Below are 11,714 nucleotides of genomic sequence, written 5' to 3'. Positions count from 1 at the left end.
TTTTTTTTATCTCGATTAAACTTTATATATTCAATAGAAATTACTTCAAGGAGGAATTCCATGTCTTCATTTACACATTTCAATGACCAAGGACGCGCAAAAATGGTTGATATAAGCGAAAAAAAAGCAACCGTTCGAACAGCAATTGCGTGCTCTAGCATTGTCGTTACGAAAGAAATTTACGATAAAATCTCTCACAATGAAATTGGGAAAGGTGACGTATTAGCAGTTGCGCAAATCGCAGGCATTATGGCTGCGAAACGTACTTCTGATATTATCCCAATGTGCCACCCTTTATTATTAAAAGGTGTTGACGTTTCTTTCGATTGGAAACAATCAGAAGAACAATATCGTTTACTCATTGAAGTAAAAGTTAAAACAGAAGGTAGCACCGGTGTTGAAATGGAAGCTTTAACAGCTGCTTCCGCTACCGCTCTTACTGTGTATGATATGTGTAAAGCTGTCGATAAAGGTATGATTATCGGTGAAACGTACTTACTTGAAAAAACAGGTGGAAAAAGTGGAGATTATACGAGAAATTCATAATCCTCTCTCCGTTGAGCCTAAAGGGTTTCCTTTAGGTTCAACCTATATATCTTGCATATAAACTTTTCGCTACATTCATATCATTCGTCCCATGAATGAACGCCCTGCCATCTGTAAATAAAACAAAACGATATTCTTCTACCGGAAATGATAATAAATAAGGTGTCGCCTTTATCTCTACGCTTCTTTGTAAGCGTTTTTTAATTTCTTCTAAATTAAAATTCTTCCGCACACCCGGGCGAATTTGTACTGTATTCCGCCCACATAACACTTCTGTTTTCGTTTGTCCTTCAAATGTTAAACTCGGATATGTACGTAACCTTCCGCAAGATAAACAAGTATCTTTTTTCTGCCTATTCACTTTAAATGCCATCTGTTGATTATTCCAAAGATCAAACGATAACATCGTTTCACGAAGCGCACCAAAGTCTTCTACTAATATTTTCAGCGCTTCCGTAATTTGATGCGCAACTACTAATTGTACTGCCGGTTGTATAATACCAGCTGTGTCACATGTTGCACCGCTCGCTGGATGCTCCATTAAACAGCGAAAACACGGTGTTTTCCCTGGTAAAATTGTATACGTTACTCCGTAGCTTCCGACACACCCACCATATATCCACGGAATATTATACTTTTGTGAAATATCATTAATAAGAAGACGCGTTTCAAAATTATCTGTCGCATCTAATATTAAATCTACATCATTCACTAATTCTTCCATTTCTTGCACCGTTACATCCATCACAACCGGATTTATTTCCACCTCAGAATTAATCGCTTTTAAATGTTCTGCAGCCGCTATCGCCTTCGGTTTATACTGCTTTGCATCTTCTTCTGTATATAGTTGTTGCCTTTGTAAATTACTCCACTCTACATAATCACGATCAGCAATCGTTACTTTTCCAACACCTGCTCTAACAATCGCTTCTGCATTTGCCGCACCGAGAGCACCAGCACCAATAATAAGCACATGCTTCTCTCTTATTTTTCTCTGTCCTTCTTCTCCAACACCAGAAAATAATATTTGTCTTGAATATCGCTCCTGCATGCGATAGCCCCCTTTCTTATCCTCCTATATAAGACATTTCGATTTTCGGACGATTTTTTGCACTTTCTTCTGTTCGTTCATCCGAATACCTATCTTTTCTATTCATCCATACATCTTGTATAACACTTAATAACTCCTCATCCGAAAGATTTCCTCTAAGAAGTTCTCTTACATCCAAACCCTCTGTCGCAAATAAGCACGTATAAAACTTTCCATCTGCCGAAATTCTCGCCCTCGTACAAGAGACACAAAATGACTCAGAAACAGATGTAATAAAACCAACTTCAACATTTGTTCCAACGTACCGATATCGCTTCGCAACTTCACCAAAGTAATGCGCTTCAGCTGGCTCAAGTGGATCCATCTTATGAATCATCTCAATCAATTCTCGTTTTGTAACGACTTGATCAAAATTCCACCCATTTGTACTACCAACATCCATAAACTCAATAAACCGAAGCGTGATTCCTTGCTCTTTAAAATACGCAGCCATCGGAAGTACTTGATGATCGTTCATCCCTTTTTTCACAACCATATTTACCTTTACTTCCAGCCCCGCCTCTTTAGCTGCTATAATTCCCTTAATTACCGGTTTCGTATTAATATTTCGACCATTAATATTCTTAAATATGTCGTCATCTATTGCATCTAAACTAACATTCACTCTATGTAATCCAGCTTCTTTTAATGCCTTCGCTTGTTTCGTTAAATGTACGGCATTTGTCGTTAACCCTATATCTATTAGCCCATCAATTTTCACAAGACGTGCAATAAGTTTTGTTAAATCTTTACGAAGTAGTGGCTCACCGCCAGTAATTCTAATTTTTCGTACACCAATGTTAACAAATAATTTTGCCAAACGCTCAATTTCATCAAAAGTTAGTAAAAACTCATCTTTCAAAAAAGCATAATCTGACCCAAATATTTCCGCTGGCATACAATATGTACATCTAAAATTGCAACGATCAATGACAGATATACGCAAATCTTGAAGTGGGCGTCCAAAAAAATCTTTAACCATCTCCTGCATCGCCACCCTCCCTTTCTGCCAAATTTCTTTCTTTTCATTCTATTATAATATATTTTCGAACTGCGATGTTTTTGCTCAAGAGAATAATGTGAAACTTTAAATAATTAGAGGGGATCCACTCCCCTGGTTAACGAGGTTTACTTACAAATACAAAGATAAAAAAACCTTGAAACATAAAAGTTTCAAGGTTTTCTGCTTATTAACTTAATCTAATAATAGTTAGGGTAGCCCCTGGCGTTGCTGTAGATAATGTAGCTACTGCAACTACTCCAAATAACTGTAAGCTAACAGCGGCTCCAGCAGGCAAGTTAGCGATTATTGTTGCACTAAATGAACCAGTAGCCACTGTCGGGGCATTTATCGTTCCCGCAAGCGGACTGCCATTTACAGTTATACGAGAACTTACAAGTAAACCTGCCGTTAAATTAATTGTATAGGCTATATAATAGTTTCCTGCATTCGCAACTGTAAATACAGTATTTCCACCACTAACGGTTATTCCTGGGCCAATATTTTGATTGTTCGGTAACGGTACGTTCGTACCCCCTAATAAAACGGAAATAGCGGTTCCTGATGTATTATTCGCAAACGCATACGTTGCAGTTGTACTAACTCCAGTCGCCCCGGTCGCTCCAGTGGCTCCAGCTCCGGTTGGACCTGTATCTCCAGTTGGACCTTGTGAACCGGTTGCTCCTGTAGCCCCCGTTGGACCTTGGATTCCTTGGGGACCTTGAATCCCTTGTGGACCTGTCGCTCCGGTTGCTCCTGTAGCTCCCGTTGGACCTTGAATTCCTTGCGGGCCTTGAATTCCTTGTGGGCCTTGAATTCCTTGTGGACCTGTCGCTCCGGTTGCTCCTGTAACTCCCGTTGGACCTTGAATTCCTTGCGGGCCTTGAATTCCTTGGGGACCTTGAATCCCTTGTGGACCTGTCGCTCCAGTTGCTCCTGTAGCTCCCGTTGGACCTTGAATTCCTTGCGGGCCTTGAATTCCTTGTGGGCCTTGTGGGCCGGTCGGACCTATCTCTCCTTGCGGACCTTGGATTCCCTGTGGGCCTTGTGCCCCGGTTGCCCCTGTCGCTCCTTGGATTCCTTGAGGACCTTGTGGACCTTGAATTCCTTGGGAGCCGGTTGGACCTATGTCGCCTTGTGGGCCTTGAATTCCTTGGGGACCTTGTGCTCCGGTTGCCCCCGTTACTCCTTGGATTCCTTGGGGACCTTGAATACCCTGTGGACCGGTTGGACCTATCTCTCCTTGAACACCTTGGATTCCTTGCGGGCCCTGTAAACCCGTCACTCCGGTTGCTCCCGTTGCTCCTGTTGCTCCTGTCACTCCAGTTGAGCCTGTCGCCCCGGTATCTCCTGTTACTCCTGTCGCACCTGTTGCTCCTGTCGGGCCAGGTGGTCCACCTGATGGACCTGTCACTCCTGCCGGACCTGATGGCCCCGTTGGGCCGGTCGGTCCTGCTGGTCCTCCTGACGGGCCAGTCACCCCTGTTGGACCGGTTACTCCTGTTGGACCGGTAGTTCCTTCTCCCGTCGCTCCGGTTGCCCCCGTATCTCCTGTTGCTCCCGTCGGACCTTGCACTCCTTGAATTCCTTGTGGTCCTTGCACTCCTTGTGCACCTGTTGCTCCTTGAATCCCTTGTATTCCCTGTACTCCTTGTGCGCCCATCGGACCGGTTGGACCAATCGCCCCTTGTATTCCTTGCACTCCTTGGGGCCCCTCTAGACCGGTTGCTCCTATTTCCCCTTGTATCCCTTGAATTCCAGTTGCTCCTTGTGCTCCAGTTGCTCCCGTTATCCCTTGCACACCTTGTATTCCCTGTATTCCTTGTGGACCTTGTGGGCCGGTTGCTCCTTGCACTCCTTGAATGCCTTGTATTCCCTGAGGACCCTCTGGACCCGTTGCTCCAACTGGCCCTTGAACACCTTGTATTCCTTGCGGGCCCTGCAGTCCCTCTGGGCCTTCTGGGCCGGTTGGACCTATCTCTCCTTGTATCCCTTGGATTCCAGTTGGACCTTGTGACCCAGTCGGACCTATGTCACCTTGCGGACCTTGGATTCCCTGTGGGCCTTGTGCTCCTGTTCCCCCTGTCGCTCCTTGGATTCCTTGAGAACCTTGTGGGCCTTGAATTCCTTGTGGGCCAGTTGGACCTATGTCGCCTTGTGGGCCTTGAATCCCTTGCGGACCTTGATCTCCTGCGGCCCCCGTTACTCCTTGAATTCCTTGGGGACCTTGAACACCTTGTGGCCCTGTTGGACCTATCTCTCCCTGCACACCTTGGATTCCTTGCGGACCCTGTAAACCCGTCACTCCGGTTGCTCCCGTTTCTCCTGTCGCTCCTGTCACTCCAGTTGAGCCTGTCGCCCCAGTATCTCCTGTTACTCCTGTCGCCCCGGTTGCTCCTGTCGGGCCAGGTGGTCCACCAGATGGACCAGTTACTCCCGCCGGACCTGATGGCCCCGTTGGGCCGGTCGGTCCTGCTGGTCCTCCAGACGGGCCTGTTACCCCTGTTGGACCAGTTACTCCTGTTGGGCCTGTAGTGCCTTCCCCTGTCGCCCCAGTTGCTCCCATATCTCCTGTTGCCCCCGTCGGACCTTGGATTCCTTGAATTCCTTGTGGACCTTGCACTCCTTGTGCACCCGTCGCTCCTTGAATTCCTTGTACTCCTTGCACTCCTTGTGGCCCCATCGGACCGGTTGGACCAATCGCCCCTTGAGCACCTTGCACTCCTTGTGGCCCCTCTGGACCCGTTGCTCCTATTTCCCCTTGTATCCCTTGAATTCCAGTTGCTCCTTGTACTCCTGTTGCTCCCGTTATCCCTTGCACACCTTGTATTCCCTGAATTCCTTGTGGGCCTTGTGGGCCTGTTGCTCCTACCGGTCCTTGAATGCCTTGTATCCCCTGTGGACCCTCTGGACCCGTCGCTCCAACTGGCCCTGGCACACCTTGTATTCCTTGCGGGCCCTGCAGTCCCTCTGGGCCTTCTGGACCTGTTGGTCCTATATCACCCATCGGACCTTGTATCCCTTGAACTCCCTGTGGCCCTGTTTCTCCTGATGGCCCTGGTACTCCTTGTATACCTTGTGGACCTTGATCTCCTGTGGCCCCTGTTACCCCTTGTGGCCCTATAACCCCCTGTACACCTTGTGGACCTTGATCTCCTGTTGCTCCCGTTGCCCCTTGAATACCTTGAACTCCTTGTATTCCTTGTTCACCAGTTACTCCCGTCGGACCAGGAATACCTTGAATACCCTGCGAACCTTCTGGACCTGTTGGCCCAATTGGTCCTTGAATCCCTTGGATTCCTTGCAAGCCCTGTGCTCCCGTACTTCCAGTCGGACCTGTACTTCCCGTTGCTCCTGTTACCCCTGTACTTCCTGTAGCCCCAGTATTCCCCGTTGCTCCAGTCGCACCTGTACTTCCACTCGGTCCACCACCTGGACCTGTCGCACCAGTCGGCCCCGTCGGACCAGGAGGTCCTCCAGATGGTCCAGTTATTCCAGTTGGACCTGTTATTCCAGTCGGGCCTGTTATCCCCTGACCAGTTGCTCCAGTCGCTCCGGTTGCACCTGTATTTCCACTCGGTCCTGGTGTTCCTTGTATCCCTTGTGCTCCTTGTATTCCTTGTGGACCAGTTGCACCCGGTAACCCTTGGACGCCTTGAATTCCTTGAGATCCCTCAGGTCCCGTCGCTCCAATTGGCCCCTGTAATCCCTGTATCCCTTGTATACCTTGTGCCCCAGTCGCTCCCGTTGGACCAATCGGACCTTGTAGCCCTTGCACACCCCCCGGTCCTGTCGCTCCAGTTTCTCCTTGTGGTCCTCTCAATCCTTGTGGCCCCTGCTGTCCTTCTGGTCCAGTTGCACCTATTGGACCAACTGATCCTTGTATCCCTTGCACACCTTGAGGTCCTGTCGGGCCCATCTCCCCCATCGGACCTTGTAATCCTCTTGGTCCTTGAGGTCCTGTTGGGCCTTGTGGACCGGTTGGACCAGTAATCCCTATACCTGTAAATCCAGTTGGAACAGGGGGGAAAGTAGGCCCAATAAGTTCTGGTGGAATTCTAAAATTAGAGCTTAACGAATTTTGCTTCCGATTATTATCACGATTCTTCACACTTTCACCACCTACAAACCGTCTTTTTCATAATAAATAAGCCTCTTCTTAATCTATTTACAAAAATAATTTCCAAGACTATTTTTATTTTAAATAATAAAAACTCCCTTAATTCCTTAAGGGAGTCCTGCAATTGAATCCATATTATCTGTATTAGGGACAGCTTGTGCTATACCCGATGTATTTACACTTTGCCCCATATTTGTTCCTGTTACAGTACCAGCAGGAGTACCTCTTGTATATGTTGTCGTCACCGAATCACCTGGCTGTAAACAAAGCTTCGTCTCCGTCCCTATTACTGTAACAACATCAATCCAAGTGCACCCCATTGAACCACTATATGATTTCGAAGCAGTAAATGAAGTATCACTCAAATTATCACCGGTAAATATATTCCCAGTGTTATTCACAATAACAAATTCTTTTATATGAGCAGGCATAATTACACTCTACCTTTCCTCTATGAACCTAATGTACGTGTACTTGTTGCTAACGGCGGAAGAAACACTGATGTTCTAATGACTGCTTCTGGCTGTCTTTTCCCATTTAAAAAAATAGCCGCACTCGACCCTCCAGCACCTGCATATACTTTTGCTACAGCTAAAGGCGAGATATCATAACAGTCGCCGACATTAACAGCTCCTGTATTATTCATAATTTTTACTTTACGCAAATTAATCCCCATTTACCCCTCCTCCTTTTTATACTGTATGCAAAAGAAAAAAACTTGAAACAGACTCGTTTCAAGTTTTTAACTATTAACTATTTCGTTTCACCTTCATATTGAAGCATACCGCCAACCATATTCACTGTTTTAAATCCTTGCTCATTTAAATAATGACATACATTTTCACTGCGCATTCCTGAACGACAAATAAAGATATATTCATTCTCTTTATTAAAGAAATCTACTTTATGTGGGATATCGCCCATTTTAATATGTACAGCTTCTGGAATCTTTCCTGCCGCTACTTCTTCATCTTCTCTTACGTCTACTAAAAATAACGTTTCTCCATTTTCTAAACGCTCTTGTACCTCTTCTGTAGTAATTGTTTTAACTTCTGTCATATGTAGTTCCTCCTTATATACAATAAAACCTTTAGTTTCTTTTTCACAAACATTCTCTACCAATTTTAGCACGCAAAAGAAAGAACGCAAAGAATCGAAAAACTATTTCTCAATTTTCTCGCAAAACTTATTCTTTACAAACATAACTCTTGCATTGTATCCTCAATATACTTGTCTTATGAAAGGAGCCAATGAAAATGACACTTTCCCTTTTCATAATGGGCATCATTTTCTTAATCGCTGCAATTATTACTCTTAGTATGAAAAATACTAAAAAAATAAAATCCCCCCAAGAAATGTCATTCTTATTTCTATTGCTTAGTATCGCATTCTTCGGTATAGCAATTGCCACATATATTTTCCGTCTACAAATCATGTAAAAAAAGGTGCCTACTACAAACATTGCACCTTTTCCCCATCATTTGTCTTCTAAACAAAACTAGATACTTTCCGATTTAAAAATTCATAAACTTTCTTTTCAAATAAATGAATATCAAATGCTCCCGCCATATGCCCATTTATACTTTCTATCTCATACACTTCCGCATACTTCCCTTGTTTTTGCAAAATATCTACCATTTTATAGTTGTAACGAGACGGCTGAAGCAAATCTTGTTTACATGGAATCATAAGTACATTCGCTTCTATGTTAGAAAGAGATTCTTCTAATGAAGAAAAACCATGTGCAATATCATGCAATAAAACTGCCTTTGCAGTATACATCCATGAATTTGCATCTACTAACTCTATACTTCTATATGTCGCTTTATTTATCTCTTTTTCAAATGATGTTAGTGTAGAAAACTTTTCATAAGGTTCTATCTCTATACTATTACGAGGAAATGCCATTTCATAAAAATGCTCATCAAACGCGTTCATAAACATCATTCTATTTGCTAAATGAAGCCCCTTTATCGGCTGCTCTTCTCCATATTTTCCACCTTTCCAACTTGGATCCAGTTGAATTGCTTCAATCGCATTTTGCGCTACGTTTACTGACGTAATAATTGGATTTTGTGGGTTCGTAATAACGCCAATCATCCGCTCTACCATATGTGGATAGTGAACCGCCCATTGTTGTGCAATCATTCCCCCTGCCGACGGTCCAATTACAGCGTGTAACCTTGAAATTCCCATACCTTTTATTAACTCATATTGCATACGAGCTACATCAAGAAATGTAAAAACCGGAAAATCCATAGCATATTCTTCTCCAGTTTCTGGATTAATCGATTTCGGTCCTGTTGTAATCACATATGGATTTCTCACCTGCACATTACAAAGATTATCTGTACATATAACAAAATACTTATTTGTATCAATTGCTTTTCCAGGTCCAATGAGCCCATCCCACCAACCAGACTCCTCATCATGCACTGTATATTTTCCTGCCGCATGACTTGTTGCACTAAAATAATGACAAACCAAAATCACATTTGACCTTTCTCTATTTAACGTACCATATGTCTCGTATCCCATTTGAACAGGAATTTCCCTGCCATTTTCAAACGTAAACCCTTTTAAAACAAACTTCTCCTTTTTTACAATTTGCACAGATTCTCCCTCTTCCCGTTATAGTATGAACTGCTTACTAAAGATTTTTTTCCATGCAAACTAATCTCCTTCTTCTTTTCATAAATAAATGAATAATATACAAAATTAGCCACAAAATAGCACTATATTACAAGATTAAAGAGGGTATACACATGATTTGGAATTGGTTACGTAAGAAAAAAAAATCAAATAAACCAGAAGCAAACGAAACAGATAATCAGGAGCAGCATTCTAACAATGAAGAGGATGATAACAAAGAACAGACTAGAAGTATGAAACATAATAAAGGTAAAAATCACGAACAAAAAGATTCTTCTCAGGATACGCAACAAAGTGCTAAACAGGAGGACTCGTCTCAAGATAAACAACAAAGCGATAAACAAGAGGATTCCTCTCAAGGTAAGCAACAAAACGATAAACAAGAGGATCCCTCTCAGAATAAACAACAAAGCTCTAAACAAGAGGATTCCTCTCAGGATAAGCAACAAAGCGATAAACCAGAGGATTCTTCTCAGGATAAGCAACAAAGTGCTAAACAAGAGGATTCTTCTCAGGATAAGCAACAAAACTCTAAACAGGAGGATTCCTCTCAAGATAAGCAACAAAGTGCTAAACAAGAGGATTCCTCTCAGGATAAGCAACAAAACTCTAAACAAGATGACTCTTCTCAGGATAAGCAACAAAACTCTGAACAGGAGGATTCCTCTCAAGATAAGCAACAAAGTACTAAACAAGAGGATTCCTCTCAAGATAAACAACAAGGTGCTAAACAAGGTGATTCGTCTCAAGATAAACAACAAAACGCTAAGCAAGATGAACCTTCTCAAAGTAAGCAACAAAACTCTAAAGGTAATAGTATTTATGATTTTACGAAACCAGAAAAAGACCGTATCCATTCTTTACAAAATTTAATAGAGAAGCTGAAAAAGTCTAGTGATTTTGTGAATTATCATACATCCGACGATGAAACGATGCCTTATTGGATTTCTTACTATCGTCCTTCGCTTGATGGAGAGAAATTACAAAAATATTTAATGCCTACTCTTTTGGAACGACCTAATGCTTCACTAGAAGAGCTGAAAGAACATATTCCAATGAGCGGCATTACAATTACGAACGACTTACAAAAAATTGAGGATATGGTTTTAAAGGGGCATGCGATTATTCAATTGAATCAGCAAGATCAAAAATGTATGCTTGCAAACATTGCAATTGATAATTATCGTGCACCAACCCCTCCTTTAAACGAATCAACTGTTATTGGTCCGCAAGAAGGTTTCGTAGAGGATATTGATACAAACATTAATTTAGTTCGAAAACGTCTTCCTGTTTTAGATTTACAAACAAAAGAAATGATTATTGGCGAGTTTTCAAAAACAAAAGTTGTCATGATGTATTTAGACAACCTTGCTGAAAAAGATAATGTAGATTTTCTAGAAGAGTCATTACGCGCTCTTGAATATGATCAAATTAATGATAGTGCTTATTTACAAGAATTAATGGGTGAAAAATCGATTTTCCCTCTCTATATCAATACAGAACGTACTGATAGAGTTACAAAAGCACTAATTGATGGAAAAATCGCTATTTTCGTTGATGGTTCTCCAAGTGTTTTACTAACACCTGTATCCTATTTCGATTTTTTCATTTCACCAGAAGACTATAACGTCTCCTGGATGTACGCTACATTTTCAAGGATTTTAAGATTAATTGCCGTTCTATTTTCAATTTGCGCTACACCGTTATACGTTGCAGTTTTAAATTATCATTATGAACTTATTCCAAGTGATTTACTTGAAACTTTGATTTTATCAAGGGCACAAGTACCATTCCCACCTTTAATTGAAGCGCTCTTTTTAGAACTTGCAATTGATTTATTAAGAGAAGCCGGCGCAAGGTTACCGATGAAAGTTGGGCAAACACTCGGTATTGTAGGCGGTATCGTAATCGGGCAAGCATCTGTACAAGCTGGGTTAACGAGTAACATTTTATTAATTATCGTTGCACTATCGGCACTCGCTTCCTTTATTACACCTATTTATAAAATGGGGAACGCTGTTCGATTACTACGCTTTCCTTTTCTTATGTTTGCAGAAATAGGCGGATTGTTCGGGATTTCTCTTGGATTTATCTTTTTATTTACTCATCTCTTTAGACTTACTTCCTTACGTAAGCCGTACGCTTTGTTTTATCCGACAAGGCAACAATCAGTTAAAGATTCTTGGATTCGTTTTCCATTAACAATGATTGATACGAGAGATGTGCAAGCAAGACCACAACATGTAAAAAAAGCAGCGAAAGGAATTTCAACAAAACATAGATCAGATTTTGATGATTGAGAAATG

The 11,714-nt window shown here is 42.4% G+C and carries 10 protein-coding genes; 3 read left to right on the top strand and 7 right to left on the bottom strand.

What is annotated here, in order from left to right; genetic code table 11:
* The first annotated feature begins 60 nt into the window (after nt 1–60).
* Entirely contained in the window at nt 61–546 is a 486-nt protein-coding gene (gene moaC / locus ACTFRM_RS14005; RefSeq protein ID WP_000094159.1) for a cyclic pyranopterin monophosphate synthase MoaC, read from the top strand.
* 37 nt (nt 547–583) lie between these two features.
* Here moaC and ACTFRM_RS14000 read toward each other — a convergent pair whose 3' ends face one another.
* The 6 genes from ACTFRM_RS14000 to ACTFRM_RS13975 all read right to left on the bottom strand — a co-directional run bounded on the left by ACTFRM_RS14000 (nt 584) and on the right by ACTFRM_RS13975 (nt 7,815).
* On the bottom strand, nt 584–1,597 hold the full coding sequence (locus ACTFRM_RS14000; protein WP_440043412.1) for a molybdopterin-synthase adenylyltransferase MoeB: 1,014 nt from the start codon (nt 1,595–1,597) through the stop codon (nt 584–586).
* Between the two features lie 16 nt (nt 1,598–1,613).
* The gene (moaA, locus tag ACTFRM_RS13995) at nt 1,614–2,627 is read right to left on the bottom strand and encodes a GTP 3',8-cyclase MoaA (RefSeq protein WP_001157119.1); all 1,014 of its coding nucleotides are present in this window, start codon (nt 2,625–2,627) and stop codon (nt 1,614–1,616) included.
* Between the two features lie 199 nt (nt 2,628–2,826).
* Nucleotides 2,827–6,747: a BclA-related collagen-like exosporium protein gene (locus ACTFRM_RS13990; protein WP_440043410.1), complete on the bottom strand. Its 3,921-nt coding sequence runs from the start codon at nt 6,745–6,747 to the stop codon at nt 2,827–2,829.
* Nucleotides 6,748–6,863: 116 nt separating this feature from the next.
* Nucleotides 6,864–7,187, bottom strand: coding sequence for a hypothetical protein (locus ACTFRM_RS13985; protein ID WP_001110855.1), 324 nt, complete (start codon nt 7,185–7,187; stop codon nt 6,864–6,866).
* A gap of 20 nt (nt 7,188–7,207) precedes the next feature.
* Nucleotides 7,208–7,432 carry a spore germination protein gene (locus ACTFRM_RS13980; RefSeq protein ID WP_000512468.1) on the bottom strand — a complete coding sequence of 75 codons (225 nt, stop codon included), beginning with the start codon at nt 7,430–7,432 and terminating at the stop codon, nt 7,208–7,210.
* 77 nt (nt 7,433–7,509) lie between these two features.
* Nucleotides 7,510–7,815: a rhodanese-like domain-containing protein gene (locus ACTFRM_RS13975; RefSeq protein WP_000141207.1), complete on the bottom strand. Its 306-nt coding sequence runs from the start codon at nt 7,813–7,815 to the stop codon at nt 7,510–7,512.
* Between the two features lie 197 nt (nt 7,816–8,012).
* On the opposite strand from ACTFRM_RS13975, the gene ACTFRM_RS13970 reads away from it, so the two are divergent.
* Complete coding sequence (locus tag ACTFRM_RS13970; RefSeq protein ID WP_000175905.1) at nt 8,013–8,195, top strand: hypothetical protein; 183 nt, start codon at nt 8,013–8,015, stop codon at nt 8,193–8,195.
* 49 nt (nt 8,196–8,244) lie between these two features.
* On the opposite strand, the gene ACTFRM_RS13965 is transcribed toward ACTFRM_RS13970, so the two are convergent.
* Nucleotides 8,245–9,369: an alpha/beta fold hydrolase gene (locus tag ACTFRM_RS13965; RefSeq protein ID WP_001167639.1), complete on the bottom strand. Its 1,125-nt coding sequence runs from the start codon at nt 9,367–9,369 to the stop codon at nt 8,245–8,247.
* 152 nt (nt 9,370–9,521) lie between these two features.
* Here ACTFRM_RS13965 and ACTFRM_RS13960 point away from each other — a divergent pair, with 152 nt between their 5' ends.
* The gene (locus ACTFRM_RS13960) at nt 9,522–11,708 is read left to right on the top strand and encodes a spore germination protein (RefSeq protein ID WP_440043408.1); all 2,187 of its coding nucleotides are present in this window, start codon (nt 9,522–9,524) and stop codon (nt 11,706–11,708) included.
* The last annotated feature ends 6 nt before the right edge of the window (nt 11,709–11,714 follow it).

The sequence above is a fragment of the Bacillus cereus group sp. MYBK227-1 genome, from assembly GCF_051916325.1.
Classification (GTDB): Bacteria; Bacillota; Bacilli; order Bacillales; family Bacillaceae_G; genus Bacillus_A; species Bacillus_A cereus.
Note: the sequence above shows the minus strand (reverse complement) of the source record. Positions and strands in the feature narration are given on the sequence as shown.